The organism is Coprococcus sp. HCN-4056, assembly GCF_037892645.1.
GTDB classification, from domain to species: domain Bacteria; phylum Bacillota; class Clostridia; order Lachnospirales; family Lachnospiraceae; genus Coprococcus; species Coprococcus ammoniilyticus.
In genome coordinates this window covers 236,722-262,714 of the sequence record NZ_JBBKBL010000005.1, presented here as the reverse complement: position 1 = coordinate 262,714, position 25,993 = coordinate 236,722, and the positions used below count along the sequence as shown (strand labels likewise).

Here is a 25,993-nt window from a genome sequence, read left to right as displayed (position 1 = left end):
CCCTTTATAGGACTATTATATAAGAAAAGCGAGAAAGGAGCAATTTCATGCCGAGACCAGTAAAATGCAGAAAAGTCTGCCATTTCCCAAATGTTTTAGAATTCCTTCCGGCAGATGATACTGAGAAAAAAATGCCCATTGTTCTGACGGTAGATGAGTACGAGACAATCCGTCTTTTGGACAAGAAAGGTTACAGTCAGGAGCAGTGTGCGGAATCTATGCAGATCGCAAGAACGACGGTCCAACGGATTTACGAGATTGCCAGAAAGAAAATAGCAGATGCTCTCATTGATGGACATCCGCTTAAAATTGAGGGTGGGGATTTCATAATCTGTGACGGTCAGAGCAGCGACTGTAGCTTTGGAGGATGTTACAATCATGAGATTTATCAAAAATATGCAGTAGAAAAAGGAGAAGGTATCATGAGAATAGCAGTAACATATGAAAATGGACAGATTTTCCAACACTTTGGACACACAGAGACATTTAAGATTTACGATGTAGAGGAAGGAAAAGTGCTACATTCAGAAGTAGTAGATACGAATGGAAGCGGACATGGTGCATTGGCAGGAGTTCTTAATGCATTAAATGCCGATGTTTTGATCTGCGGCGGAATCGGAGGAGGTGCTCAGACTGCGTTAGCGGCAGCGGGTATTAAGCTTTTTGGCGGAGTTTCAGGAGATGCGGATAAAGCAGTAGAAGCTTTTATCAATGATACGCTTGATTATAATTCGGATGTGAAGTGTTCTCACCATGAGCACAACCATGAGGAAGGACATACGTGTGGTGAGCATGGATGCGGAAGCCATAGCTGTCATTAAGAAGAAAAAAATACAACACGAAAGGATGCGTCAAGGTAATGCCAGAATTATCGTGATACATCCTTTTGTATTTGGAATGATTATTTTTCTTTCACTACTTGTCGAAAGTAATGGATGGAATGTACAATATTGTTAATGATCCAGAGATATTTATTTTGGAAACAGCTTAATCAATTTGGAGGTATAAAATGAAAGCACATAAATATTGGTCAATCGGAGCAATAGTTACAATGGTTGGAACTTTTTATACAGGATATAAAGGGTTAAAAGCAGCACACAAATACTTTGCATTTGGCTCTCTGATATGCTTGATTATGGCAGTCTATTCTGGTCATAAAATGATTTCTGGCAATAAGAGGACAAGAAAACAGATGGGAATGAAAGAAGTGGAGGAATAAAATATGTTAGAAGTAGGAAAAAAAGCACCGGACTTTGAATTGCCGGATCAGAATGGAGAAATGCATAAATTAAGCGATTATGCAGGAAAAAAAGTGATCCTATATTTTTATCCAAAGGATAATACACCAGGATGTACGAAGCAGGCATGTGGCTTTTCTGAGCGTTATCCACAGTTTAATGAGAAGGGAGCTGTTATTCTCGGAGTGAGCAAGGACTCTGTAGCGTCTCACAAGAGATTTGAAGAAAAATACGGACTGGCATTTACGCTATTAGCAGACCCGGATCGTAAAGTTATTGAAGCATATGATGTCTGGAAAGAAAAGAAAAATTATGGAAAAGTATCTATGGGTGTAGTAAGAACTACTTATCTTATTGATGAGCAGGGAATCATTATAAAGGCAAATGATAAAGTCAAGGCGGCAGATGATCCTGAAAATATGCTTAAGGAATTGGCATAATGAAGATTATTTTATCACCTGCAAAAAAGATGATAGTAGATACCGATAACTTAGCACCGGTTGGACTGCCTGTCTATATTGATAAGACAGCAGAAGTATTAAACTGGATGAAAAGCAAATCAAAAGAAGAACTGAAAGCTATCTGGAAATGTAATGACAAGATTGCAGAGCAGAACTTTAACAGATTGGAAAATATGAATCTTTATAACGGGCTTACTCCGGCTGTTTTAGCATATGAAGGGATTGCATTTCAATATATGGCACCATCTGTGTTTGAAATCCAGCAGTTTGAGTATTTGCAAAATCATTTAAGAATCTTGTCTGCGTTTTATGGCATTTTAAAACCAATGGATGGTGTGACTCCTTATCGTCTTGAAATGCAGGCAAAGGTTGGAATTGGAGATGCAAAAAATCTGTATGAGTACTGGGGAGAATTGTTATACCGCTCAGTAATCGATGACAGTAGGATTATCATTAATCTTGCATCAAAAGAATACTCAAAATGTATAGAAAAGTATCTGACACCACAGGACAGATATATTACGATTGTATTTTGTGAGTTATCCGGAGATAAATTGGTAACAAAAGGTACCTATGCCAAGATGGCTCGTGGTGAAATGGTCAGATTCATAGCGGAAAATAATATTGAAAATCTGGTGGAGATTCAGAAATTTGACAGACTCGGATACTCGTTTAGGTCTGATTTATCTTCAGATTCAGAATATGTATTTGAACGCAAAATAAAATAGTTATTCAGGTAAAAGATGTTCAGTTTGGCAGCTTTTATAATAATGAGAATTATTACTATTTTTATTGACAACAGGATGATAGTGGCATATAATCCTTATTAAGAATTATTCCCAATAAGGAGGATGAATGACAAGAAGGAGAAATACCATTCAAAAAGATCTCGTAAGAAATACCGTATACGAAATGAGAAGACACGTTACGGCAAATGAAGTGTATGAATTTATAAAAGAAGCATATCCATCAATTGGAAAAGGAACTGTATATAGAAATCTTGATATATTGGTAGAGGAAGGTGCATTAAGAAAGGTTGAAGTTTTGAATGAACCGAACCGATTTGATTTTACATTGAAAAATCATTACCATGTAAGATGTATAAAGTGCGGTGAAATTTTTGATGTGGATATGGATCAAATACCGGATTTGCTGGAAAGAATTCATAACACTCATGGAATTGAATTTGTGGATTACGATATTTCATTTAAAGGCATTTGCCCGAAATGCAGGGAGAAGGTAAAGGAGGAACAGCATGGATAGGAAAGCAATGTATAAGTTGAGTTATGGACTGTTTATATTGACCGCTAAAGAAGCAGAAAAAGATAACGGATGCATCATTAATACAGCTATTCAGGCAGCTTCGGAACCAAACCAGCTAAGTATCTGTGTAAATAAGTCAAATTATACGCATGATATGATTCAAAGAACCGGAAAATTTACTGTATCAGTCTTAAGTCAGAAGGCACAATTTGAATTGTTCAAACATTTTGGCTTCCAATCAGGAAGAGATACCAATAAGTTTGAAACATTTGAGCAGTGTGCCAGAGGCACGAATGGTATTTATTATATTACAGAAGGTACAAATGCATACATTTCTGTGACAGTTACTAAAACAGAGGACTTGGGTTCACATACGATGTTTATTGGTGAGATAACCGATATGGAAGTTTTAAGCAATGTTCCTTCAGTAACATATGATTATTATCAGAATAATATTAAGCCTAAGCCACAGGAGGTTGGAAAAACAGAGGATGGTCAGACAATATGGCGTTGCAGAATTTGCGGATATGAATATGTAGGCGAGGAATTACCGGATGACTTTATATGTCCTTTGTGCAAGCACCCGGCATCAGATTTTGAAAAAGTAGTAAAGAAAACGGAGGTAAAAGAGATGGCAGAAAACAAATATGCAGGAACACAGACAGAGAAGAATTTACAGGAGGCATTTGCAGGGGAATCACAGGCAAGAAATAAGTATACCTATTTTGCATCTGTAGCGAAAAAGGAAGGTTACGAGCAGATGTCAGCATTGTTTTTAAAGACTGCAGATAATGAGAAAGAACATGCAAAGATGTGGTTCAAGGAATTAGCAGGAATTGGTGATACAAAGGAAAACCTGGCGGCAGCGGCAGAAGGCGAAAATTATGAGTGGACAGATATGTATAATGGCTTTGCTAAAACAGCTGAGGAAGAAGGATTCCCTGAGCTTGCAGCAAAATTCAGGGCAGTAGGTGAGATTGAGAAGCACCATGAGGAAAGATATCGTGCACTTCTTAAGAATATTGAAACTGCACAAGTATTTGAAAAGAGCGAAGTTAAGGTATGGGAATGCCGTAACTGCGGACATATTGTGGTAGGAACTAAGGCACCTGAAGTATGTCCGGTATGTAATCATCCACAGAGCTATTTTGAAGTACATGAAGAGAATTATTAAGGAGATGAGATTATTACGAAGAAGAAAGTGATTAATTCAAAAAAAGCAGTAATGATAGGCTGTGGCTTTGTTGGTTCTGCATCGGTATTTGCTCTGATGCAGAGTGGCTTGTTTACAGAGATTGTCCTTATCGATGCAGATAAGAACAAGGCAGAAGGAGAAGCGATGGATATCAGTCATGGTATTCCATTTGCGAGTCCGATGAAAATATATGCCGGAGATTATGATGATGTGGCTGATGCTGCAATTGTTGTCATATCTGCCGGAGCGGGACAGAAACCGGGAGAGACAAGGCTTGATCTCGTAAATAAAAATGTAGCAATATTTAAGTCAATCATTCCTGAAATAGCAAAGAGAAATTTTGCAGGTATCATGCTTGTAGTTGCGAATCCGGTAGATATCCTGACTCAGGTAGCCATAAAGTTATCAGGACTTCCAGAAAACAGGGTTATTGGATCGGGTACTGTGTTAGATAGTGCCAGATTAAGATATAAGCTTGGTGAGCATTTATCTGTGGACAGCAGGAGTGTTCATGCATTTATAATAGGTGAGCATGGAGACAGCGAAGTTGTAGCATGGTCATCAGCCAATGTATCTGGTGTTCCATTAAGTGAAATGTGTGAAATGCGTGGACATTATAAGCACAAGGAAAACACGGCAGAAATAGCTACAGAAGTCAAGAACAGTGCTTATGAGATTATAAACAAAAAGCACGCTACATATTATGGAATTGCAATGTCTGTAAAAAGAATCTGCGAAGTGATTATGAGAGATGAAAAATCAATACTTCCTGTATCACACATGATTCATGGAGTATATGACATTGACGGAGTATCGTTAAGTATGCCAGCTATTGTAGGTGCAGATGGTATTGAGTCTGATATACCTATTAATTTAAGTGGCGAGGAAGCGTTAAAGCTTAAGGAATCTGCAGATTCATTGAAAAAGATTATGGAGACAATTGAATTATAAATTTTACACATGGAAGGAGAAAAAGTCATGGAAGTAAGGTATTATATTTGTAAGCATTGTGGAAACATTGTTGAAAAGGTAAAGGATAAGGGTGTACCTGTAATTTGTTGCGGAGAACCTATGCAGGAATTAAAAGCCGGAGTGACAGATGCTGCTGTCGAGAAGCATGTACCTGTATATACGATAGAAGGCAGTCATGTTCATGTCGTGGTCGGAGAGACAAAACATCCAATGCTTGAAGAGCATTTCATTGAGTGGATTACATTAAATACAAACCAGGGAATATATAGAAAACAGTTAAATCCAGGGCAGGAGCCGGCAGCAGATTTTTGTCTTTGCGATGGTGAACAGGTAGAAGAAGTATATGCATATTGTAACCTGCATGGATTATGGAAATGCTAAAAGCATTTATACATATTAAGGTTACAGAACAACACAATGATGAGGTAGAAGATCAAGATGAACAGATTATGGGAACTTTAAAATATCTCACATAGCGGTTAGTTAATCACATTCTGTATGTCGATGGTCAAATTCCAAAAGGCTGATATAGTAAGAAAGGCTGTTATTTTTTAGAGAGTAGCAGCTTTTTTTATTTTGAATATAAAATATGACACATACACTTGACAATATGCATACATGGATGAAATAGGACATTTCTTACTAAAACAGTATGTTTATGGTATACTAGCTAGTAGTAATGCAGTTTCAACCGATATTACATATTATTATAAACAACAGCGTTAGAGCATTTATGTGATTGAAACATAGATGCTCTTTTTTTGTGCCCGTTGGGCAATGGATATGAATGTAACTTTAGGACATTTTGTCCAGAAGTTCAAATAAAAAAGAAGGAGGATACCTGATGTATAGCAAAAATGGTATTCCGTGGGTAAGACCACCCACACAGGACAGGAAGCATAGAGAAAATAATATCGGGAGGACAGAACAATGGTCGATGAATTGACGCAGGAGTCGTTCCAGACAGGAAAGGCGATTGTGACTGTCAGCGTAGATCTGATTACTGCCATTGCAGATGCGTGCAAGCGGTCTGAACAGCAGAATCCTGGTATGAGCGAGGAACAGAAGGAGACATTGCTCGGCAAGGTTGTCGATAAGGTAATGTCGAATTATAAGGAAACGCATGGCTCATTAAAGGGATTCAACAGAGAGGGCAAAGATGTCACGCATATTGATGTGAATGATGAGAGAACAGCGGAGCTTTTGGAGAAAGCCTGTAAGAAAAGTCATATTCCGGTGGATATGAAAAAGGTAACGAGGGCAGATGGTTCCATCACGCATACTGCATTCTGTGAAGTGAAAAGCATAGACCAGATGGCAGCATTACTGAAGATGGCTTCCGAACAGGTACTTGAGGAGCAGAAGAAAATGACCAAGACACTTGTACTTTACGATGATAAGGGCAAGGAGGTTATGTCGGCTGACTTTGTAGATAATGGTGAGATAAATATGGATGATGTGGAAACACTGTCAAGATTCTCTACGAGATTTGAGATCAAGGATCACAAGAATGAAGTTTTGGAATCCGGAAGTATCACACCAAATGCAAAGGAGGAAATCAAGGAAGCGGCGAGAAAACATAATCCGAAGAAGGATAAGTCGCTTACGGAGCGAATTAAGGACAAGAAATCCTATAAGGTTATATAGTTTGGATGAAATCACGGAGATATTCTGTAAATTAGGACTTCGTATTTGTAACAGCTTTGCTGATTTCAGTGGAAAGCCGAGTTCTGATAATGATATTCAATTGATGGTTTATTCCATACGGGAATAAATCTTCATCAAATCTTTATTTTTTTCTGTTAGGTTATATTTCAGTAAGAAATGAAATATAGCAGGAAGGATAGTAAAGATGGAAATGATGTTACAGACACAAAATCTATGTAAATATTTTAGAAAACAGAAAGCGGTAAATAATGTTTCACTTAATATCGAAAAGGGACAGATTTATGGACTGCTTGGACCGAATGGCGCTGGTAAATCTACCACATTGAAAATGCTGACCGGTATGATGAAACCAACTGCAGGAAAGATTTACTTTGATGGAAAACTTTTGGATAGGAAAGATTTATCAAAAATAGGAGCGTTAATTGAAAATCCGCCTATTTATGAAAATCTTTCCGCCAGAGAGAATTTGAAAGTAAGACAATTATTGCTTGGTACAGATGAAAACAGAATTGATGAGGTCTTGCAGATTGTATCACTTACAAATACCGGAAAGAAGAAAGCTGGGCAGTTCTCTTTGGGAATGAAACAAAGACTAGGTATTGCAATGGCATTGCTTGGAGAACCGGAACTTTTGATATTGGATGAGCCTACGAATGGATTAGATCCAATAGGCATCGAGGAATTACGAGAACTGATTCGCTCCTTCCCAGGACAGGGAATAACTGTAATTCTTTCCAGTCATATTCTTTCAGAGGTACAGTTACTTGCAGATAAAGTCGGGATTATTTCAGGTGGAATCTTAGGATACGAAGGAGCATTAAAGCAGGGAGATAATCTTGAAGATTTGTTTATGAATGTGGTAAGAAAAAACCAGAAAGCAGGTGAAATCCATGGTTAATATTGTAAAAGCAGAACATCAAAAAGCCAAAAGAACCATGCGAAAAAAGTTTATCTGGGGATTTCCTCTACTTACATTTGTCATGGCATTTATATTTACTCTTGGGATGACAAATGCTTATGCAGAAAGTGTTTGGAACTGGTGGTATACACTTTTGCTGCCGGGGATGATTGCTCTATTTTGTTATCTTTCTGTGGCGCAGGAGAAAAAGATAAAATACTATCATTTAATGACTATTCCCACAGACAGAAGAAAATTGTTGCTGGGGAAAATTATTTATATTGGGTACATGATTTTGTTTTCTAATGTGATTGTGTTTGCAGGAGCAACGCTTGGAGGCTTTCTTCTAACGACACATGTTCCAGTTGGAGGAGCGTTGATTGCAGTATTGTTTCTGACGGTTTCTGAGTTATGGGAGATTCCGGTAGCTTTATTTTTAAGTGAACGATTTGGAATGATTGTAAACCTGTTCGTCTGCCTGTTTATTACCGTCAGCGGTGTGATAATATCACAAACCAGAATCTGGTATGTACTTGTTTCTGCAATCCCTATGCGAATGATGTGCCCGTTGCTTCATGTTTTACCAAATGGACTTGCCGCAGAAGCAGGGAATCCTCTTTTGGATACGGGAGTCATTGTTCCGGGAATGTGTCTCTCAATCATCTGGTTTGTTTTTGTAACGGTTCTGTTTTTGAAATGGTTTGAGAGAAGAGAGGTGAAATAAGATGATTGGAAGAGCTCTTAATGCAGACTTGCGAAAGATGAAAGGAACATCTGTGATTCTGGCACACTTACTGATTCCGATTATAACCAGCGTTATATTTTTAATATATTACTTTTTTTCACCATGGAATGAAAATATGAAAGTGATTGCATTTTATCAGGCAATAGGAGCAGGACTTCCGGTACTTATTGGAATTTTTACAGCAAGTGTGATGGAACAAGAACAAAATGCAGGTAACTTTCAGAATATGTTATCCTTATCGAAAAAAGGAGTGGCATTTATATCGAAGCTGATGCTGTTACTGATGCTTTGTCTTGGCTCTGTCTTATTGACTGCTTTGATATTTGGAACTGGATTTGGAATGATATCAGCAAGTGGTAGCTGGAGTAACAGCAATATTGAAATTGTAAAAATATGTGTTGTTGCAGCATTGCTGCTGTGGGGAAGCAGTGTTCCACTTTATCTGTGGCAGCTGATTCTGGCTTTTCAGTTTGGAAAAGGGGTATCCATTGGAGCAGGGATTATATCAGGATTAATTAGTGCATTGATGCTTACCGGACTTGGAGATTATGTGTGGAAATATGTATTTGTCTGCTGGACGGGAAGAGTACCATATACTTATCTGCAATCTGTATTGGGAGAAACTAGTGTAGGTGAATGGTTGTCATTCATACCAGGTTGCTTAATATTTACAGGGATTAGTATGGTATACTATTTTTGGTGGGTAAACCACTGGGAAGGAAACAGAATATCGGAATAGAATCGAGGGAAACTATGGCAAAAATACTGGCAGTTGATGATGAACCGGCAATTTTGGAAATGATAGAAAGCATTTTGAATAAGGATGGACATCTGGTTACCAAAGTAAGTAATCCACTAAAAATTAATATGGAAGAATTACATCGTTATGACCTGATTTTACTGGACATTATGATGCCTGGAATTGATGGCTTCGAATTATGCAAAAGAATTAGGATACTTGTGGATTGTCCGATTTTGTTTCTTACAGCAAAAACGGAGGAAAACAGTCTGGTAAACGGACTTTCTTTAGGAGCAGATGATTATATTTCAAAGCCATTTGGAGTGATGGAACTTCGGGCAAGGATCAATGCACATCTTAGAAGAGAGCACAGGGAACATTCTGTCCGGATGGTTTTGGGGAGGGTCTGTATTCAAATATCTCAAAAGAAACTATTGGTTGATGATAAGGAACTTCCTCTTACGAAAGCGGAGTACGAAATCTGTGAATTTCTGGCTAAAAACAGAGGACAGGTTTTCTCGAAGGAACAGATATTGGAAGCGGTCTTTGGCTTTGACAATGAGAGTAATGACAGTACTATAATCACGCATATCAAAAATATAAGAGCAAAATTTGCGGATTATGATTATACACCGATAAAAACAGTCTGGGGGATTGGATATAAATGGGAAGAGTAAAGAGAAGCAATGCACTCAGCAGGATTTTTATGAGATATGTACTGGTCATGCTTGGATCATTAGTTGGTTTGGTGATTGTTGCTTATCTGCTGCTGTACCTTTTGATTAGTGTGGGCTGTATTTATCCGGCAAATTATGCAGAGCAAAAGATTAATGAAGCATATGATACGATTCTACGTGCAGATAAAGTGACTGCTGAGATGATTCCCACACTTTGTGATTATGTAATCTTTTCAGAGAATGGAGAGAAAATAGGTGGAGATCTGTCAGAACAATACGAACAGATAGCATGGAATGTTGCAAAGTACGGAAACGCATCCGGGAAATATTTTTATAAAGTAATTGTAAGGGAAAATGAATATGTTGTATTGCAATATCGCCTGACACCTCAATATCATTCAGCTTTTTTGAGGGAGCATTTTATAGGACCACAGAATGTGATGATTATTATGTCTGTGATTGGAGCGGTAGCGATTATCATCATTCCGTCCATACGTTTTGGAAAAAGAATCAAAAAGCAGATGCAGCCTGTATTAGACGCAATCGGACAAATAAAGGATCAAAATCTGGAATATGAGACATCCTGTTCCGGTATCAAAGAGTTTGATGACTGTTTATCGGCAATCGATGATATGCGAGATGCATTGCGAGAATCTTTAGAAAAGCAGTGGAAAACAGAGCAGGAAAAGAAACAGCAGATGTCTGCTTTGGCGCATGATATTAAAACACCTCTTACGATTGTACGGGGAAATGCAGAACTACTTTCAGAGACTGAACTGACCACAGAACAGAAGAAAAATATCACTTATGTTTTGAACGGCACAACACAGATACAAAGTTATGTAAAACAGTTGATAGATGTCACAAAATCATGGAATTGCAGTGATGTTACCTATACAACGGTGAGGTTAGAAGATTTTTTCGCAGATATAAAGGAACAGGCACTCGGACTGGTAGAAAGCTATCACCAGAAGATAGATTGGAAGGCGGAACAAAGTGATAAAAAGGTAACGATTGCTTATGATCCAATGTTCCGGGCCGTAATGAATGTGATTCAGAATGCAGTGGAGCATACAAAAGAAAATGGAATCATTTATATTGACGCAAAGGAGCAGGATGATCGGCTGACATTCATTGTGGAGGATAGCGGATCAGGATTTACAAAAGAAGCATTATTGCATGGCACAGAGCAGTTTTTTATGGATGACACAAGTAGAAATGGCGAAGCCCATTATGGGATGGGACTATTTTTTGCAAAAACTGTGGCTGAAAAATATGGTGGAGGTATTAAACTTTCAAATTCTGAAAATACAGGTGGGGCGAGGGTAGAAATATTTTTCCTGAGTAGTCAAGAAACAAGCTAAATAGACCGCAATTAAGCTATGTAAAAGAAATTTTACATGCTTTTATCTAATATGTAAAAGCCTTTTGATAGACATTACTACTACGTTTGCTGTAATCTCATGGAAGAAGGAGGCATACAGAATTATGATAGCTGATAAAATTAAAAATGCTCGTACTATTCTTTATTACATAACTAAATAATCTTAAAGATTCAGAGGATGAGGAGCTTCATCTTCTTATGGTTGATAACCATATTCCCGCTGGAGCGAAATTATATTAAAATAAAGAGAACACGCTAAAGAAATAGGACTTCCCGATATAAAAGTGAGGAAGTCCTATTTTTTATATACATTTCTTTGACGTATTTATTATTTTATTTTTCCAATCAATAACATTCTTAATTGATAATTTTTCTTGTGCTTGTATGAATGTTGTAATATATGTGTAGTCGCTGTTATCATTTGAATCCACAGGAAGACGTATTTCCATATTTTTTAATATATTTTCATTAAACGAAGATTGTCCACATGCAAAATTTTGAAATGCTTTTCTCATTACTGTTAGAAGATAGCAAGCAAGCTCTGGATTTAATTCGCAGTCACGATAAGACATAACTTTGATTTTATCACCAGTAAAGTAAGGCTTTTCTTGATAAAATATAGTTGCTGTATGACTTCTATGGTAAGTAACGATTCATAGCTTCTGGAAATAGCAGTTGACTATATATTTTCACCTCCCCTTCCTTTTTGAGGGGCAGGAGGGCACACCTGCCTCTCGTTTTAAGGAGATTGATGCAAACATGATTCTTTGATATAATCAATGCAACAGTTTTACAAATCGGAATTTATCAAGCTGTTAATTTTGAAAATTTCTTTGAAAAACTATTGACTCCTACGCAACGTAATAGTTTACGATATGTTTATCGAGAGGAGGAAATGACAATGATGACAGTGAATGAGGTAAGTAAATTAACAGGAGTGAGTATACGCACTCTGCAGTATTATGATACCATTGGTCTCTTAAAACCTATTGAATATACAGAGTCAGGTTATAGGTTGTATGACGATACATCCTTGGAAAGGCTGCAACAAATTTTACTGTTTAAAGAATTGGAATTTCCGCTTAAGGAGATTAAAAAGATAATTGATGCCCATAACTTTGACAGGAACAAAGCATTAGAGCAGCAGATTGAATTGCTAACTATGAAAAAAGAGCATCTTGAAAATCTTATTAGTTTCGCTCGAGGAATAAAAGGAATAGGAGTGAAATATATGGATTTTAAAGTATTTGATACAACAAAGATTGATGAGTATTCTAAACGAGCAAAAGAACAATGGGGAGAAACCTCTGAGTATAAGGAGTTTGAAGAGAAAACAAAGAACTGGACGAAAGACGATGAAGCTGCTGTTGCAAATGAGTTTATGCAATTATTTGTTGAATTCGGACAAATGAAAGAAATGGACCCAGAAGATGAACAGGTGCAGTTGCAGGTAAGGAAACTTCAGGATTACATTACAAATCATTTTTATACATGTTCTGATAAGATTTTATGCGGTCTTGGAAGAATGTATGCCGGTGGAGGGGAACTTACGGAAAATATTGATGATGTTGGAGGAGTTGGCACAGCAGAGTTTGCAAGTAAAGCTATTGATATATTTTATATGAGCAGAAGGTAAATTCCAGTTTGGAGAATTGAGAAAATCGAAGTTTGTGATGGTAGATAATATGGAATGGTTTAATGTTTTTGGGCTGATTTTTATTGCAGTCATTATGATACCCAATGTTGTATTTGCGATTAAGTGCAAAGATGGATTTGATAATAAGTGGAACAAAAAATATGTTGAGGTCACAGAACAAGTAGGGAGATTGGGTTGTTTCGGATTCATGATAATCAATATTCCGGGAACTTGGTTCGGGTGGTGGTCTGACGAAGCATTTGCACTATATCTGATTGTAGATACCATATTGGTAATGCTTTATTGTGCTATTTGGATTATATGTTTTAAGAAAAACAGCGTTTTCAGAGCATTAGCACTTTCTATTATTCCTTCAATGTTGTTCTTATTTAGTGGGATTATGAGTAGGTCAGTGCTATTGATTATTGCATCAGTATTATTTGCACCAAGTCATATTGTGATTTCATATAAAAATGTAAAATGATATTTACAACTTCCCGTTTATTGGGAAGTCGCAGAGAACGAAAAATCGGAAGTTTACAGCGAGGTGAAAGAGGTTGAATTATGTAGAATATGGAAAAGAAAACAGCGATGTAATTATCCTCTTACACGGAGGCGGTTTATCATGGTGGAATTACAAAGAGGTTGCTGAAAGACTTCAAACAGATTATCATGTGGTTTTGCCTATATTAGATGGTCATGCAGGATGTGATAAGCAGTTTACAACGATAGAGAATAATGCTTTGGATATTATAGAATTTGTAAATAGCAAATTGGGCGGTTCTGTTTTAATGATGGGAGGACTATCGCTTGGAGGGCAGATTTTGCTTGAAATTTTATCTCAACGCAAAGATATATGTAAGTATGCAATAGTGGAACTTTCAGTCTTCAGCAGAGACTGAAAGCAACAGAAGATTTGAATTGACCGAGCTCTTTGAGCGAGGGATACTTCTTGTCCGAAGGGCAAGAAGGTGGAACTGAGAAGAATTAAAACAATTTGAAGTTGTGAACTTAGAATTAGAGGTGTTGAAAATGAAAATAATAATTATATTTATTGATTTACTGATGGCAACTGTTCTCTTTTTTGTTGGAAGATTTTTTATCAAATCAAGGAATACAGAAAGAAGTGTGCTGTTTTTATCAGGAGATTATACTGGATTAAACACAGAGAAAATATGCAGAGTTACTGGAAAACGGATTAAGACATGGGCAATGCTCTTTTGTCTTGGCGGTATAATTGATTTTATCAAGCTGGGCGCAGGAATAATAATAGCTTCCGTTTTTTTTATTATCTTACTTGTATTTCATTTGGTTGATATGACTATAAATCGAGACAAGTACCGGGTATAAATTCCAGTTTGTGATGGTAGATAATATGGAATGATTTAATGTTTTGGGGCTGATTTTTATTGCAGTCATTATGATACCCAATGTTGTATTTGCGATTAAGTGCAAAGATGGATTTGATAATAAGTGGAACAATAAATATGTTGAGGTCACAGAACAAGTAGGGAGATTGGGTTGTTTCGGATTCATGATAATCAATATTCCGGGAACTTGTTTCGGGGGGGGTCTGACGAAGCATTTGCACTATATCTGATTGTAGATACCATATTGGTAATCAGATTTCCTGTCCGGATGATTTTATGGATCTGTATGAAAAGCCTTATCAGAGATGCAGTATCGTTTTTTTCGTTTCTTGTGAAAAAATTTGTAGTTATTTGTAAGAATTTGTCGAAAAGTGTGCTATATTTTAATCTGCTGACAAGCGGAAAGTTATATGAACACCTTGCCGAAATTGATACTTCGGCTCGTGATATGGCGGAATACCTGATAAAGGAAATGGCAAAGAAGCAAGGTGTAACAGAAGAACTGAAAGCAACGGATATGATGAGATGGATAGGATTGATGAATAACATTCGAGCCTGTGCCGATGAGATTGTAATGAATGATATTGTGTATTCCTAACGGATACCAACCGAAGAAGAACTGCTGTCAAACCGATGGCAGTTTTTCTTTTTCGGCAAGTATTCAAGAAGTCATTAAGTTGCGAGTATAATCGAAGTGGTAGAAAAGTTATCTATTATATCGGTTGTAACTTTTTTATGAACTCTATTGACAAGAAAACTTGGTATGTGTATAATTAAAACATGCAAAGAAAACTTGGCATGGAGGTGTTTTTATGAAAAAGGACGAAATCTTAAATGCAAGCAGAAAAGAACATCGCAATAAGGACTTGGCTGAAATGGAAGTGGTATATCAAGCCGGAAGTCACGCAAGCAGAGTTGGTGCTTTAGTGTGTTGTTTGCTTTCGCTGTTATCTTCTGTGCTTGCTCATACTATGATTTACAGTCCGTGGGTTATATACTTCAGCATTATTGCAACACAATGGTTAGTTCGTTTTATCAAAATGAAGCGAAAGAGTGATTTGGTCTTGACCGTTCTGTTTTTTGTGCTTTCCATTTTTGCATTTGTTGGATTTGTTAGCCACCTTTTAGAGGTGAGAATATGAAAGAACAATTACAACTGAAAAATCACTTAAAGGAAGTTCGCACAGAAGCAAATCTTTCTCAAGCTCAGCTTGCAGAAATGGTAGGGGTATCAAGAAATACCATTAGTTCTATTGAAACAGGACAGTTTAATCCAACTGCAAAATTGGCTCTAATTCTTTGTATTGCATTGGACAAAAAATTTGAGGAACTATTCTATTTTTAGGAGGTCACTATGGAAAATATTATACTGTTGATTTTGGGAGTGTTCATATCTGTTGTGGGAATTGTAAATATCAAAGGCAATATCAGCACAATTCACTCTTATAACAGGCGAAAAGTAAAGGAAGAAGATATACCAAAGTATGGAAAAACAGTCGGCACAGGAACGCTGATTATAGGAATATCTCTTATATTAGGTTTTATTGTTTCGTTTTGGAGTGAAATAATTATAGATTATATCATTCTTCCAGCAGTTATTGTCGGATTAGGCTTTATATTGTATGGACAGTTCAAATACAATAAAGGAATTTTTTGAGAATCAGGGAGATATAAAGATGGAATTGAACACAATATCAGGTCTGGCGATAGCGGGAGTTATCTGCTCCGTTGTCCTCTCGATGGGGGTACCGATTGCTTTGTTCATTGCAGGAAGGGTGAAGCTTAAGGCAAGGATTTCCTCGTTCTTTATCGGAGCAGGAACCTATCTGCTGTTTGCCATGCTGTTGGAGCAGCTGTTGCATGTTCTTGTCATTCGGTTCTGCGGACTGAACGCACAGAGCAGGCCATGGCTTTACTATGTGTACGCGGCTTTGGCTGCAGCTGTTTTTGAAGAGACCGGAAGACTGATTGCCATGAAGTTCTGGATGAAGAAATGGCTGGATTTTCCAAATGCACTGATGTATGGAATCGGGCATGGCGGTGTGGAGGCTATTCTGCTCGGAGGACTCTCCGGAATCAGCAATCTTGTGTCCATGCTGATGATCAACAGCGGAGCCATGCAGAATACGCTGGCGGCACTTCCTGCTGAGTCTGCAAATCAGACCGTGTCACAGCTGTCGGCCCTATGGACAACACCGGCACCACTCTTTTTTGTAAGCGGAATCGAAAGAATCAGTGCTATCATTCTGCATATCGGGTTGTCACTGCTGATCTACCGGGCGGTAAAGGCAGGCAAATACAGGACAGCGGCTTTTACAGCGGTTCTTGCATATGGGATTCATTTTATCGTGGACTTCTTTGCCGTGGCAGGTCCGGCGCTTCTTCCCATCTATGTGATTGAAATTGGTGTCTTTGTGATGGCAGCCGGAACTCTTGTTATGGCGCTGAAGATGGGAAGGATGGAAGAACTGTGAATTCCAGTTTGTAGGGAACAACAGCTAAGATAATTTTATAATAAAACAGCGTCAGAGCATTTATGTGTAAAAGCATGAATGCTCTTTTTGTTCTTTCATGGACAAAGAACAAGAAAGCAGCTTTTGGACAAATTGTCCAGAAGTTCAAATAAAAAAGAAGGAGGATACCTGATGTATAGCAAAAATGGTATTCCGTGGGTAAGACCACCCACACAGGACAGGAAGCATAGAGAAAATAATATCGGGAGGACAGAACAATGGTCGATGAATTGACGCAGGAGTCGTTCCAGACAGGAAAGGCGATTGTGACTGTCAGCGTAGATCTGATTACTGCCATTGCAGATGCGTGCAAGCGGTCTGAACAGCAGAATCCTGGTATGAGCGAGGAACAGAAGGAGACATTGCTCGGCAAGGTTGTCGATAAGGTAATGTCGAATTATAAGGAAACGCATGGCTCATTAAAGGGATTCAACAGAGAGGGCAAAGATGTCACGCATATTGATGTGAATGATGAGAGAACAGCGGAGCTTTTGGAGAAAGCCTGTAAGAAAAGTCATATTCCAATGGATATGAAAGAAGTAACGAGAGCGGATGGTTCCATCACGCATACTGCATTTTGTGAAGTGAAAAGCATAGATCAGGTGGCAGCATTACTGAAGATGGCTTCCGAACAGGTACTTGAAGAGCAGAAGGAAATGACCAAGACACTTGTGCTTTACGATGATAAGGGCAAGGAGGTCATGTCGGCTGACTTTGTAAATAATGGTGAGATAAATATGGACGATGTGCGCAATTTCAAAATAGTTGTGGTCATTGTGACCGCTGTACAGAGCCTTGCCTAAGTATTTTCCGGGATATTTTATAATAAATTTATGGGTGGCGGTCTGTTAATAATCACTTTGATATTTTATAATGTAAGCATTGGTTGTAATTTAGTTGATCATGCAAAGGAGCTTGCAAAGCAGAGGGGGTGCAAGGCCGTCACCCTTGATTCCGGTCTTCCGCGGACAGGGGCACATGGTTTCTACGAACACTATGGATTTGAAAAGATCTGTTATGGCTTTGAACTGATGATATAAATTATCTGAGGAGATTGGAAAGGAGACAAAATATGTGCACAGCGGCGACATATAAGACAAAGAATTTCTATTTTGGAAGAACGCTGGATTATGAATTCTCGTATGGCGATGAGATCACCGTGACTCCAAGAAATTATCCGTTTGAATTCAGATATATGGGCAGGAAGGCACAGAAGGCACAGAACTTGCCAGATATCCATTGCTGCAGGGGGGAGAACATCAACTGGCAGAACTAAGTATCTGCTGCCCCTGGGACTCGGGAAATACCATGAAATAACTTGGCGTTTTTATCTTTTTTTCTGCATTTTGCGAAAAAATTGTGCTGTTTTATGTAATGGTGGAGCCGGCAACTGCATGGTGCCAGTAGCCATCGCAGAGCCAGTAGCCCTCCAACAGAGCCGGCAGTCTGGATGATGACAGTGGTTGCACAAACATAGAAAAGTAGATTATAATATCGGAAAAGGGCGTTGCCAGTGGCAATGTACGGAAGCCAGAGTTATATCTGTGATAAGGGAGAAAGGACGAGATATGGGCAAGTCAAAGGTTACAATAAAAGAGATTGCGGATATGGCAGGGGTGTCTATAGCTACAGTTTCCCATGTTATCAACAGGACAAGGTATGTAAGACCTGAGCTTGTGGATAAGATAGAGAAGATTATTGTAGAGACGGGATATCAGAATAAGATAGCAGATAAGGAGAGAAAACTGCTGGTTGGCCGAGAGTCTACGATCGTTGCAGTCATTCCGAACATTGAAAGTACGATATACAGAGATATGGTAGCTTATGTGAAGCGGCTTGTCAGTGTACAGGGATATCAGTTCCTTGTGGCGATAACAGACAATGATCTTAAGGAGGAGGCACAGGTGCTTGACGGACTTCTGGTCAACAAGAAGGTTGCCGGTATCATACATGCGCCGGTGAGCGATGTGGCAACCAACTACACAAAGCTTATACAGTCAGGCGTTCCATTTGTCTGCGTGGAGAGAAATATACTTGGATCAGGGATAGACTCAGTTGAGTTCCGAGACAGGGAGGCTATATTTAAGGGCGCAGATTATCTGCTCGCGAGTGGACACAAGAATGTTTTGTTTTTCAGAGAGAGTACGGACAGTACCACCAGGGATGAGAGAACAAAAGGTTTCCTGAGTGCTCTGCAGAAATACAATATAAATACAAACGATGCGAATATAGTGGATGTGACACTGGAAAATGGCGAAGATGACTGTATGCTCGTTATCCAGAAGGCGCTCCGCAGATACAGGCCTACCGCAGTTCTTGCGGGGGGCAACAGAATAACGCTCTACCTCATGAAGACATTGAGAGATATGGGAATCGACTGTCCGGGAGAGATATCTGTGGTTGGGTTTGGTGACGAGAGCTGGTCAGAACTTACATATCCTCCGCTTACCATAATCAGAAGAGATGTGAAGGGGTTAAGCACCAAGGCGGTTGGAATGCTTTTTGAGAAGATCAACACAGGTGCGGTCATATCCCATGACTGCTATGCCGATGTGGAACTGGTTGTCAGGAAATCCACCAAGATGCTGGATAATGGACCATTTGGAGATAAGGCAGCTGCCCCTGATTCCGTGGTGCTGACGAAGGAGGAAAAACAGAGGCTGAAGGCAGGACATTTCAGAGTTGCCATATCATTCCATTACACAGGTACGTCATGGGCTGAGCTTCATGAGAAGGGTATCCGTGAGGAGCTTGAGCAGTTCGGGATAGATGTGGTGTCGGTTATGGATGCGCACTTTGACTCGGAACTGCAGAATGCGCAGCTTGATGGAATAAGACTTCAGAAGCCGGACGCAGTTATAGCTATTCCGGCGGATGATAGCCGTACCAGAGAGAAGTTTCAGGAACTTTCCAAAGTGTCAAAGCTGGTGTTCATAAGCAATGTTCCGGATGGCATGTCCAAGAACAGCTATGTGTCCTGTGTATCAGTAAATGAGTCGGAGAATGGAACGAACACGGGAAGAATGCTGGGGGAATACTGCAAGGAGAACAAGAAAAAAAAGGCAGGTTTCATTATTCATGGTGCGGCATTCTATGGAACAAGAGTTAGGGATAACGCCGCTGAGAGGATAATCAAGGACAGTTATCCTGATATTGACATAGTTACGATCAGGAGTTTTGGAGAGATATCCAATGCATATCAGGTAGCCCGGGACGTGATAACTGCCAATCCTGAAATTGAGGCAATGTATGTGAGCTGGGATCGCCCGGCACTTCTGGTTATAAAGGCACTCAAGGAGCTTGGCAGGGAGGATGTGGCGGTGTTTACCACGGACCTTGATCATGGAATTGCCAGGTGCATGGAGGAAGGAATCGTCAAGGGACTCAGCACGCAGAGACCATACGAGCAGGGAAGAGCGGCCGCGGCAGTTGTTGCCAAGTCCCTGGTAAGTGAAGAACAGCTTCCAAAGTATGTGGGAGTTCAGCCATATCAGGTTGAGCCAAAACAGCTCAGGCTTGCATGGAAGGAAATCTTCCATGAGTCCATGCCGGACAGAGTGAGGTGATATGACATCTTTAGTTAGTCCGTGCCGGACAGAGTGAGGTGATATGACATCTTTAGTTAGTCTGTGTCGGACAGAGTTAGAAACTGTATCTTTTTATCTAAAAAAGAATCCGTTAGAGAGAAAATTGTATCTTTCTGGCGGATTTTTTGCGTTTATACACAAGAGACAAGGTGACAAGTAACGGGTGTCAATCATACACTACAAATCCCATAAGCATGACATCTGGTAAAATATTTACGTAAAAAACGACAAAAGACCTGCGAACCCTATAATACAATAGAGTCTTATTTGTGCAAAACGACGAATAAACAATAAATAAAACACTTGATATTGACAATAACCGACAAAAGTTATATCATCAAAACATGCAAGGGACGAAAAACAGTTTAAAATTTACGTAAATAAACCGGTTAAGAACAGTTTTTCGACAACGAGTTAGCAAAGAAAATACATGATAGTGGAGGTAAAAATTATGAGAAAATTTAAAAAATTATTAGCAGTTGGAGCATGCCTGTGCATGTCACTCAGTTTACTGGCAGGTTGTGGATCAGGAAACACTTCGGGCAACGGTTCATCTGATTCAGGTACAAAGCAGGAGAGCACAAAGTCATCTGACCTGTCATTTGCATTTTGTACAAACACACTCAACAATACATTCCAGAGTTCAATTGATGCCAAGCTCAAGGAGCTCTGCGATGCGAACGGAATATCATATACATGTCTTGATCCTGACTACGATCTGAACACACAGCTCAGCCAGTTATCAGACGTGGCAAATAGTGGATACGACGCAGTGTTCATCATCCCGGTTGATTCAGCAGGTATCACATCAGGTCTTGCAGAGATCAAGGATGCAGGAATCCCAATCTTCAATGTAGATACAGCAGTTATCGAGGATGACATAGAGAACTTCGTAACACAGTTCGTTGGAACAAATGCTTACATGGCAGGACAGCTTGTCGGTGAGCAGATGGCTAAGGATTATCCGGACGGAGCAGACATTGCGATCCTTGACTTCCCATCAAATGAGAGTTGTGTAGACCGTGTAAATGGTTTCCTTGACGGACTCGGTGATAACAAGGATAAGTTCAACATCGTAGCACAGCAGGATGGCGAGGCAGCACTTGATGCATCAATGAGCCTTGCAGAGGATATCATCACAGCAAACACAGATCTTCAGGCATTCTTCTGTATCAATGATCCTTCAGCACTTGGCGCAGCAGCAGCAGTTAAGGCAGCCAACAAGACAGGTCAGATTGGTGTATACAGTATCGATGCTTCACCAGATGGCAAGCAGGCACTCCTCGACGGCGAGTTCACAGCAGTTGCATGTCAGGTTCCTGTACAGATTGCTGAGTACGCATTCAACGCAGCACAGAAGTATGTGGGCGGAGATACAACGATCGACGAGAAGAAGGTATATCTTGACTCACACCTCGTACTTAAGGATGAGGCTGAGAAGACAGTTAACGATTGGCAGTAACAGCACGGGGTTGCCCCCGGCTGGACATACATGACACAACGTAGGTGTATATAACACGGGAGAGACCGGGGATCTTAGATCTCCGGCCGAGATCCCGAAAAAGCAGGATAACAAAAGATTTATTTTAGAAACTTGGAGGTTTAATATGGGACAGACAGTTCTGGAAATGATAGGGATAAAGAAAAGCTTCTCCGGAATATATGCTTTAAGTGGCATCGACTTTTCCCTTGAGCTGGGAGAGGTACATGCACTGCTCGGTGAGAATGGTGCAGGAAAGTCCACACTGATCAAGGTCCTCGGCGGAATTTACCAGCCCGACAGCGGAATCATCAAGGTAAATGGCAAGGAGGTCAAGATCAACGGAGTTCCGGCTGCCAGAGAAAATGGTATAGGAATAATACATCAGGAAATCGTACTTGTTCCATATCTTTCGGTGGCACAGAATTTGTTTCTCGGCAGAGAGATAAGGACAAAGCTTGGAACGCTGGACTTTGCAGAGATGAACAGAAGAGCAGAGGAGATGATATCGTCCCTCGGTGTGAATATAAAAGCAGACACGATAGTAGAGAATCTGACCATCGCACAGCAGCAGATGGTGGAGATCGTCAAGGCGGTCTCATTCAACGGTAAGATCATAGTTATGGATGAGCCTACCTCATCACTCTCAAATGAAGAGGTGGAGCAGTTATTTGAGATCATTGAGAATCTCAGAAAGAAACAGGTAAGTATAATCTACATCTCCCACAGAATGGAGGAGCTCTTCAGGATATCTGACAGAGTTACCGTCATCAGGGATGGTGCATACGTAGGAACAAAAAAGACATCTGAGACCAACCCGAATGAGCTGGTTGCGATGATGGTAGGAAGAGATCTGGAGAGCTTCTATGCCAGGGATTACTGTGACATGGACAAGGCAGAGGTTGCTCTGGAGGTAAAGAACCTTTCACAGACAGGTGTCTTTGAAGATATAAGTTTTTCGGTACACAAGGGTGAGATCCTGGGATTCTCAGGTCTGGTCGGTGCCGGACGAAGCGAGATCATGGAGGCGGTATTTGGTGCCACACAGCCTACATCAGGCGAGGTGATACTCGGCGGAAAGCTGGTACACTTCAAGAATCCGATGCAGGCGATCAAGTCAGGCGTAGCCCTGGTTCCTGAGGACAGAAAGAAGCAGGGACTGGTGCTCGGCAACAGCGTGGCGTTCAACCTCACACTCTCATCCCTCAGATTCTATATGAATGGAATCGCCATAAGCGAGAAAAAGCGCGGTGAGGTCATAGACCATTATTCAAAGCGGTTGCGGATCAAGGCGGCGTCACCTGAGATCGAGGCGGGCAGCCTGTCAGGTGGAAATCAGCAGAAGGTAGTTCTGGGCAAATGGCTTGCAACCAAGCCGGATGTGCTCATTCTGGATGAGCCGACCAGAGGCGTTGATGTAAATGCAAAATTTGAGATATACACAGTAATCAATGAACTGGCAAAGGAAGGCATAGCGATAATCATGGTATCCAGTGAGCTTCCTGAGATCATCAACATGTGCGACAACGTATGTGTGGTCAGAGCCGGAAAACTCGTGAAGAAGCTGTCAAAGGACGAGCTCTCACAGGAAGAGATAATGAAATACGCTGCAGGAGGTATCGAATAATATGGGCGAGACAAAGAAGAATTCAAAAGCAACTTCTATATTAAAAAACAATCCCCTGACATCCATAGTCAAGGGCAACATAGGAATCATAGTGGTTCTGATAATCATGTGTGTGGCCGTAGCACTTGCCACAGACAAGTTTTTAACGACCAACAACATCATATCAGTGCTTAGACAGATATCGATCAACACATACATAGCACTTGGAATGACACTCATAATCATACTTGGTCACATTGACCTGTCAGTTGGATCGATAGTAGCTATGTCGGGAACTCTGACTGTAGGTTTTATAGTTAATCAGGGACTTCCTCTCGGTGTAGCAATAGCAGCAGGCCTTCTGGTCGGCACAGCGGCTGGCTTTGTAAGTGGTTTCATAGTAGCCAATTTCAAGGTGCCTGCATTCATCATCACAATGGCCATGATGAATATAGCAAGTGGTATAGCTTATGTCTACACAGGTGGACAGTCAACACGTATCACAAACAAGCTCTTCATCGAGATCGGTACAGGATATCTGTTCAATGTGATTCCACTTCCGGTAGTGTACATGGTAGTGCTCATCATACTGTTCAGCTTCATCCTCAGTAAGACAAAGTTCGGAACATACGTATACGCGATAGGTGGTAACCGCGAGGCCGCAAGACTTTCAGGTGTACCTATCAAGAAGATAGAGATCATAGTGTTTACAATATCAGGACTTCTCTCAGCATTCGCAGGACTTGTACTCTGTTCAAGAATGTACTCAGGCCAGCCTTCAGTTGGAAGCGGATACGAGCTTGATGCCATCGCAGCCTGTGTACTTGGCGGAACCTCTATGACAGGTGGTAAAGGAAGGATCAGTGGAACAGTATTTGGTGCCATGGTCATCGGAATCATCTCAAATGGTCTTAACCTTATCGGAGTGTCATCATACTGGCAGCTCATCATCAAGGGTCTCATCATCGCATGTGCGGTACTCCTTGATGGACAGAAGGGCAAGCTTGAGCTCCTCAAAAAGAAGAAACTTGCAGCAAACTAGTAGAAAGAGAGGAATGATAATATGGAGATTTTTAGAAAGATGTCCTTCGCGGATTCCACGGGAGATGCAATACCTTTCTACCACGAGGGCAAATATCATATATTCTCACTGACTTCCCCTCCGGGAACAACAGTGTACCCGGCAAGACTCAGAACAACATGGAGCCACAGTGTATCAGATGATCTGGTGCACTGGGAGGAGCTTCCTACAGCGCTCTATCCGGGCGAGGGCGACGAGCCGGATGCATCAGGAGTATGGACTGGATCAGTCATATACGGCGAGGGCAAATACCATGCATTCTATACAGGCTACTGCCTCACCGCAGAGTATCAGCAGACCATATGCCACGCTACAAGTGACGATGGAATCACGTGGGTGAAGGATGCAGCCAATCCGGTCATCACACCTATGATAGAGCTTTACGAGAAGCTTGACTGGAGAGATCCATATGTATTCTACAATGAGGAGGACAAATGTTACTGGATCCTCATATCAGCGAGAAGGTTGGATATGCCGATAACCAGAAGAGGATGTATAGTTCTCTACAGATCAAAGGATCTGGTCAACTGGGAATATTACGGACCGATATATTCACCGGGACACACCAACTGTCCTGAGTGCCCTGAGATGTACAAGATGGGAGACAATTGGTATCTCTCATACTCAAGATTCTCAGAATATGTAAATACAATATACAGAGTTGCAAAGTCACCATTTGGCCCATGGAGAAAGCCAAAGAAGGATGGCATAGGCGGAAGAAGATTCTACGCAGCCAAGTCCATGCAGGATGATGACGGCAGACGCTTCTACTTCGGTTGGGCTCACGACAGAGCAGACAGAAGCGACAGAGGTGAATGGTACTGGGGCGGAACCTTCTGCGTGCCGCACGAGGTAGTTGCCACAGCGGATGGAGGACTTGACGTAAAGCTTCCAAAGGAATATGAGCATGTATTTGAGAAGCCTGTGGCATGGGCTTACATCCCTGTACTTGGAAATGCAGAGCTTCACGGAGACAGACTGGTTGAGATGGATTCAGTAAGCACATGTACATACGGATTCCTTGGACACAACGAGGAGAGCTACATGCTGAAGTGCAAGATCATGCCTAGAGAGGTGTATGACCATTTCGGTATACTGCTCAAGTCAGATAAGGAAGCAAGCGGATGCCTTCTCCTTGAGTTCGATGTGGCCATGCAGAGAGTGTCATTGGTAAATCTTCCTATGGGAGTTGACCCGTTCTGGGTTCAGTCCTGTCAGGCTGTGCCTCCTGCAACGGAGCCGGGCCCTGATGGAGTCAGAGTGTGCGAGAAGACATTTGACATAACAGAGGGCAGCGAGATAGATGTGAAGATCATCGTTGACCATGATATGGTGGAGGTATTTGTCGGAGAACAGGTGGCATTTACATACAGGATATATGCAAAGCCTGAGTTTGAGACGGGACTTCTGGCACAGGATGCAAGAGTAGAATTCTATGACATAGAGATTACAGGAAAGTAAAATTCACAAGGAGGATCCA

General features: G+C 40.5%; 31 protein-coding genes and 2 pseudogenes. 32 read left to right on the top strand and 1 reads right to left on the bottom strand.

Annotated features, from left to right (window positions below; translation table 11 throughout):
• Positions 1-47: 47 nt before the first annotated feature.
• The 15 genes and pseudogenes from WKT03_RS09590 to WKT03_RS09520 all read left to right on the top strand — a co-directional run bounded on the left by WKT03_RS09590 (position 48) and on the right by WKT03_RS09520 (position 11,220).
• Positions 48-821 carry a DUF134 domain-containing protein gene (locus tag WKT03_RS09590; RefSeq protein WP_008402250.1) on the top strand — a complete coding sequence of 258 codons (774 nt, stop codon included), beginning with the start codon at positions 48-50 and terminating at the stop codon, positions 819-821.
• A 188-nt stretch (positions 822-1,009) separates the two neighbouring features.
• The gene (locus WKT03_RS09585; RefSeq protein ID WP_008402252.1) at positions 1,010-1,219 is read left to right on the top strand and encodes a DUF6219 family protein; all 210 of its coding nucleotides are present in this window, start codon (positions 1,010-1,012) and stop codon (positions 1,217-1,219) included.
• A 3-nt stretch (positions 1,220-1,222) separates the two neighbouring features.
• On the top strand, positions 1,223-1,678 hold the full coding sequence (gene bcp, locus WKT03_RS09580; RefSeq protein ID WP_008402253.1) for a thioredoxin-dependent thiol peroxidase: 456 nt from the start codon (positions 1,223-1,225) through the stop codon (positions 1,676-1,678).
• Complete coding sequence (gene yaaA / locus WKT03_RS09575) at positions 1,678-2,427, top strand: peroxide stress protein YaaA (protein ID WP_008402255.1); 750 nt, start codon at positions 1,678-1,680, stop codon at positions 2,425-2,427. Before bcp ends, yaaA begins: the two co-directional genes overlap by 1 nt.
• 127 nt (positions 2,428-2,554) lie before the next feature.
• Complete coding sequence (locus tag WKT03_RS09570; protein WP_340391699.1) at positions 2,555-2,962, top strand: Fur family transcriptional regulator; 408 nt, start codon at positions 2,555-2,557, stop codon at positions 2,960-2,962.
• Positions 2,955-3,575, top strand: a pseudogene (locus WKT03_RS09565) (flavin reductase); the annotation flags it as partial. The gene WKT03_RS09570 and the pseudogene WKT03_RS09565, both read left to right, overlap by 8 nt.
• Before the next feature lie 18 nt (positions 3,576-3,593).
• Positions 3,594-4,136, top strand: coding sequence for a rubrerythrin (rbr, locus tag WKT03_RS09560; protein WP_226801037.1), 543 nt, complete (start codon positions 3,594-3,596; stop codon positions 4,134-4,136).
• 27 nt (positions 4,137-4,163) lie between these two features.
• Positions 4,164-5,108, top strand: coding sequence for an L-lactate dehydrogenase (locus WKT03_RS09555; protein ID WP_008402259.1), 945 nt, complete (start codon positions 4,164-4,166; stop codon positions 5,106-5,108).
• 27 nt (positions 5,109-5,135) lie between these two features.
• The gene (locus WKT03_RS09550; RefSeq protein ID WP_044945872.1) at positions 5,136-5,510 is read left to right on the top strand and encodes a desulfoferrodoxin family protein; all 375 of its coding nucleotides are present in this window, start codon (positions 5,136-5,138) and stop codon (positions 5,508-5,510) included.
• 549 nt (positions 5,511-6,059) lie between these two features.
• Positions 6,060-6,776, top strand: coding sequence for a hypothetical protein (locus tag WKT03_RS09545; RefSeq protein ID WP_340391696.1), 717 nt, complete (start codon positions 6,060-6,062; stop codon positions 6,774-6,776).
• A gap of 205 nt (positions 6,777-6,981) precedes the next feature.
• Positions 6,982-7,695: a lantibiotic protection ABC transporter ATP-binding protein gene (locus tag WKT03_RS09540; protein WP_340391694.1), complete on the top strand. Its 714-nt coding sequence runs from the start codon at positions 6,982-6,984 to the stop codon at positions 7,693-7,695.
• A complete protein-coding gene (locus WKT03_RS09535; RefSeq protein WP_340391693.1) occupies positions 7,688-8,419 on the top strand; it encodes a lantibiotic immunity ABC transporter MutE/EpiE family permease subunit in 732 nt (243 codons plus the stop codon). The genes WKT03_RS09540 and WKT03_RS09535 overlap by 8 nt, the downstream gene beginning before the upstream one ends.
• 1 nt (position 8,420) lies before the next feature.
• Positions 8,421-9,179 (top strand): lantibiotic immunity ABC transporter MutG family permease subunit, encoded by a 759-nt coding sequence (locus WKT03_RS09530; protein ID WP_340391691.1) that lies wholly within the window; start codon positions 8,421-8,423, stop codon positions 9,177-9,179.
• A 14-nt stretch (positions 9,180-9,193) separates the two neighbouring features.
• A complete protein-coding gene (locus tag WKT03_RS09525; protein WP_005359225.1) occupies positions 9,194-9,856 on the top strand; it encodes a response regulator transcription factor in 663 nt (220 codons plus the stop codon).
• Positions 9,844-11,220, top strand: coding sequence for a sensor histidine kinase (locus tag WKT03_RS09520; RefSeq protein WP_340391689.1), 1,377 nt, complete (start codon positions 9,844-9,846; stop codon positions 11,218-11,220). The genes WKT03_RS09525 and WKT03_RS09520 overlap by 13 nt, the downstream gene beginning before the upstream one ends.
• Before the next feature lie 322 nt (positions 11,221-11,542).
• Here WKT03_RS09520 and WKT03_RS09515 read toward each other — a convergent pair whose 3' ends face one another.
• Entirely contained in the window at positions 11,543-11,893 is a 351-nt protein-coding gene (locus WKT03_RS09515) for a restriction endonuclease subunit S (RefSeq protein WP_340391809.1), read from the bottom strand.
• A 248-nt stretch (positions 11,894-12,141) separates the two neighbouring features.
• Here WKT03_RS09515 and WKT03_RS09510 point away from each other — a divergent pair, with 248 nt between their 5' ends.
• The 17 genes and pseudogenes from WKT03_RS09510 (at position 12,142) to WKT03_RS09430 (ending at position 25,974) form a co-directional block, all read left to right on the top strand.
• Positions 12,142-12,876, top strand: coding sequence for a MerR family transcriptional regulator (locus tag WKT03_RS09510; protein WP_055249488.1), 735 nt, complete (start codon positions 12,142-12,144; stop codon positions 12,874-12,876).
• A 49-nt stretch (positions 12,877-12,925) separates the two neighbouring features.
• Positions 12,926-13,360 carry a hypothetical protein gene (locus WKT03_RS09505; protein ID WP_445293050.1) on the top strand — a complete coding sequence of 145 codons (435 nt, stop codon included), beginning with the start codon at positions 12,926-12,928 and terminating at the stop codon, positions 13,358-13,360.
• A gap of 73 nt (positions 13,361-13,433) precedes the next feature.
• Entirely contained in the window at positions 13,434-13,778 is a 345-nt protein-coding gene (locus tag WKT03_RS09500) for an alpha/beta fold hydrolase (RefSeq protein WP_340391688.1), read from the top strand.
• A 130-nt stretch (positions 13,779-13,908) separates the two neighbouring features.
• Positions 13,909-14,226: a hypothetical protein gene (locus WKT03_RS09495; RefSeq protein WP_117732503.1), complete on the top strand. Its 318-nt coding sequence runs from the start codon at positions 13,909-13,911 to the stop codon at positions 14,224-14,226.
• A 306-nt stretch (positions 14,227-14,532) separates the two neighbouring features.
• The gene (locus WKT03_RS09490; protein WP_317258984.1) at positions 14,533-14,844 is read left to right on the top strand and encodes a TnpV protein; all 312 of its coding nucleotides are present in this window, start codon (positions 14,533-14,535) and stop codon (positions 14,842-14,844) included.
• A 214-nt stretch (positions 14,845-15,058) separates the two neighbouring features.
• Complete coding sequence (locus WKT03_RS09485) at positions 15,059-15,388, top strand: DUF6442 family protein (RefSeq protein WP_005363298.1); 330 nt, start codon at positions 15,059-15,061, stop codon at positions 15,386-15,388.
• Positions 15,385-15,591, top strand: coding sequence for a helix-turn-helix transcriptional regulator (locus WKT03_RS09480; RefSeq protein WP_003865061.1), 207 nt, complete (start codon positions 15,385-15,387; stop codon positions 15,589-15,591). Before WKT03_RS09485 ends, WKT03_RS09480 begins: the two co-directional genes overlap by 4 nt.
• Positions 15,592-15,600: 9 nt before the next feature.
• Positions 15,601-15,903: a hypothetical protein gene (locus tag WKT03_RS09475; RefSeq protein ID WP_004853440.1), complete on the top strand. Its 303-nt coding sequence runs from the start codon at positions 15,601-15,603 to the stop codon at positions 15,901-15,903.
• A 19-nt stretch (positions 15,904-15,922) separates the two neighbouring features.
• Positions 15,923-16,720: a YhfC family intramembrane metalloprotease gene (locus WKT03_RS09470; protein ID WP_227909633.1), complete on the top strand. Its 798-nt coding sequence runs from the start codon at positions 15,923-15,925 to the stop codon at positions 16,718-16,720.
• 257 nt (positions 16,721-16,977) lie between these two features.
• Positions 16,978-17,562, top strand: coding sequence for a hypothetical protein (locus tag WKT03_RS09465; RefSeq protein WP_340391684.1), 585 nt, complete (start codon positions 16,978-16,980; stop codon positions 17,560-17,562).
• Between the two features lie 30 nt (positions 17,563-17,592).
• Positions 17,593-17,799 (top strand): GNAT family N-acetyltransferase, encoded by a 207-nt coding sequence (locus WKT03_RS09460; RefSeq protein ID WP_340391683.1) that lies wholly within the window; start codon positions 17,593-17,595, stop codon positions 17,797-17,799.
• A gap of 32 nt (positions 17,800-17,831) precedes the next feature.
• Positions 17,832-17,966: pseudogene (locus WKT03_RS09455) on the top strand (linear amide C-N hydrolase); the annotation flags it as partial.
• A gap of 361 nt (positions 17,967-18,327) precedes the next feature.
• Positions 18,328-20,325 (top strand): LacI family DNA-binding transcriptional regulator, encoded by a 1,998-nt coding sequence (locus tag WKT03_RS09450; protein WP_340391681.1) that lies wholly within the window; start codon positions 18,328-18,330, stop codon positions 20,323-20,325.
• Positions 20,326-20,797: 472 nt separating this feature from the next.
• A complete protein-coding gene (locus WKT03_RS09445; protein WP_161116810.1) occupies positions 20,798-21,808 on the top strand; it encodes a sugar ABC transporter substrate-binding protein in 1,011 nt (336 codons plus the stop codon).
• Between the two features lie 145 nt (positions 21,809-21,953).
• On the top strand, positions 21,954-23,453 hold the full coding sequence (locus WKT03_RS09440) for a sugar ABC transporter ATP-binding protein (RefSeq protein ID WP_008402270.1): 1,500 nt from the start codon (positions 21,954-21,956) through the stop codon (positions 23,451-23,453).
• A gap of 1 nt (position 23,454) precedes the next feature.
• Positions 23,455-24,474: an ABC transporter permease gene (locus WKT03_RS09435; protein WP_008402271.1), complete on the top strand. Its 1,020-nt coding sequence runs from the start codon at positions 23,455-23,457 to the stop codon at positions 24,472-24,474.
• A gap of 21 nt (positions 24,475-24,495) precedes the next feature.
• A complete protein-coding gene (locus WKT03_RS09430) occupies positions 24,496-25,974 on the top strand; it encodes a glycoside hydrolase family 32 protein (RefSeq protein WP_340391679.1) in 1,479 nt (492 codons plus the stop codon).
• The last annotated feature ends 19 nt before the right edge of the window (positions 25,975-25,993 follow it).

Excerpts from the sequence above, each read along its gene's own strand:
- WKT03_RS09590 (WP_008402250.1), top strand. The coding sequence starts at position 48 with ATGCCGAGACCAGTAAAATGCAGAAAAGTCTGCCATTTCCCAAATGTT.
- WKT03_RS09585 (WP_008402252.1), top strand. The coding sequence starts at position 1,010 with ATGAAAGCACATAAATATTGGTCAATCGGAGCAATAGTTACAATGGTT.
- bcp (WP_008402253.1), top strand. The coding sequence starts at position 1,223 with ATGTTAGAAGTAGGAAAAAAAGCACCGGACTTTGAATTGCCGGATCAG.
- yaaA (WP_008402255.1), top strand. The coding sequence starts at position 1,678 with ATGAAGATTATTTTATCACCTGCAAAAAAGATGATAGTAGATACCGAT.
- WKT03_RS09570 (WP_340391699.1), top strand. The coding sequence starts at position 2,555 with ATGACAAGAAGGAGAAATACCATTCAAAAAGATCTCGTAAGAAATACC.
- rbr (WP_226801037.1), top strand. The coding sequence starts at position 3,594 with ATGGCAGAAAACAAATATGCAGGAACACAGACAGAGAAGAATTTACAG.
- WKT03_RS09550 (WP_044945872.1), top strand. The coding sequence starts at position 5,136 with ATGGAAGTAAGGTATTATATTTGTAAGCATTGTGGAAACATTGTTGAA.
- WKT03_RS09545 (WP_340391696.1), top strand. The coding sequence starts at position 6,060 with ATGGTCGATGAATTGACGCAGGAGTCGTTCCAGACAGGAAAGGCGATT.
- WKT03_RS09540 (WP_340391694.1), top strand. The coding sequence starts at position 6,982 with ATGGAAATGATGTTACAGACACAAAATCTATGTAAATATTTTAGAAAA.
- WKT03_RS09535 (WP_340391693.1), top strand. The coding sequence starts at position 7,688 with ATGGTTAATATTGTAAAAGCAGAACATCAAAAAGCCAAAAGAACCATG.
- WKT03_RS09530 (WP_340391691.1), top strand. The coding sequence starts at position 8,421 with ATGATTGGAAGAGCTCTTAATGCAGACTTGCGAAAGATGAAAGGAACA.
- WKT03_RS09525 (WP_005359225.1), top strand. The coding sequence starts at position 9,194 with ATGGCAAAAATACTGGCAGTTGATGATGAACCGGCAATTTTGGAAATG.
- WKT03_RS09520 (WP_340391689.1), top strand. The coding sequence starts at position 9,844 with ATGGGAAGAGTAAAGAGAAGCAATGCACTCAGCAGGATTTTTATGAGA.
- WKT03_RS09510 (WP_055249488.1), top strand. The coding sequence starts at position 12,142 with ATGATGACAGTGAATGAGGTAAGTAAATTAACAGGAGTGAGTATACGC.
- WKT03_RS09505 (WP_445293050.1), top strand. The coding sequence starts at position 12,926 with ATGGAATGGTTTAATGTTTTTGGGCTGATTTTTATTGCAGTCATTATG.
- WKT03_RS09495 (WP_117732503.1), top strand. The coding sequence starts at position 13,909 with ATGAAAATAATAATTATATTTATTGATTTACTGATGGCAACTGTTCTC.
- WKT03_RS09490 (WP_317258984.1), top strand. The coding sequence starts at position 14,533 with ATGAAAAGCCTTATCAGAGATGCAGTATCGTTTTTTTCGTTTCTTGTG.
- WKT03_RS09485 (WP_005363298.1), top strand. The coding sequence starts at position 15,059 with ATGAAAAAGGACGAAATCTTAAATGCAAGCAGAAAAGAACATCGCAAT.
- WKT03_RS09480 (WP_003865061.1), top strand. The coding sequence starts at position 15,385 with ATGAAAGAACAATTACAACTGAAAAATCACTTAAAGGAAGTTCGCACA.
- WKT03_RS09475 (WP_004853440.1), top strand. The coding sequence starts at position 15,601 with ATGGAAAATATTATACTGTTGATTTTGGGAGTGTTCATATCTGTTGTG.
- WKT03_RS09470 (WP_227909633.1), top strand. The coding sequence starts at position 15,923 with ATGGAATTGAACACAATATCAGGTCTGGCGATAGCGGGAGTTATCTGC.
- WKT03_RS09465 (WP_340391684.1), top strand. The coding sequence starts at position 16,978 with ATGGTCGATGAATTGACGCAGGAGTCGTTCCAGACAGGAAAGGCGATT.
- WKT03_RS09460 (WP_340391683.1), top strand. The coding sequence starts at position 17,593 with ATGGGTGGCGGTCTGTTAATAATCACTTTGATATTTTATAATGTAAGC.
- WKT03_RS09450 (WP_340391681.1), top strand. The coding sequence starts at position 18,328 with ATGGGCAAGTCAAAGGTTACAATAAAAGAGATTGCGGATATGGCAGGG.
- WKT03_RS09445 (WP_161116810.1), top strand. The coding sequence starts at position 20,798 with ATGAGAAAATTTAAAAAATTATTAGCAGTTGGAGCATGCCTGTGCATG.
- WKT03_RS09440 (WP_008402270.1), top strand. The coding sequence starts at position 21,954 with ATGGGACAGACAGTTCTGGAAATGATAGGGATAAAGAAAAGCTTCTCC.
- WKT03_RS09435 (WP_008402271.1), top strand. The coding sequence starts at position 23,455 with ATGGGCGAGACAAAGAAGAATTCAAAAGCAACTTCTATATTAAAAAAC.
- WKT03_RS09430 (WP_340391679.1), top strand. The coding sequence starts at position 24,496 with ATGGAGATTTTTAGAAAGATGTCCTTCGCGGATTCCACGGGAGATGCA.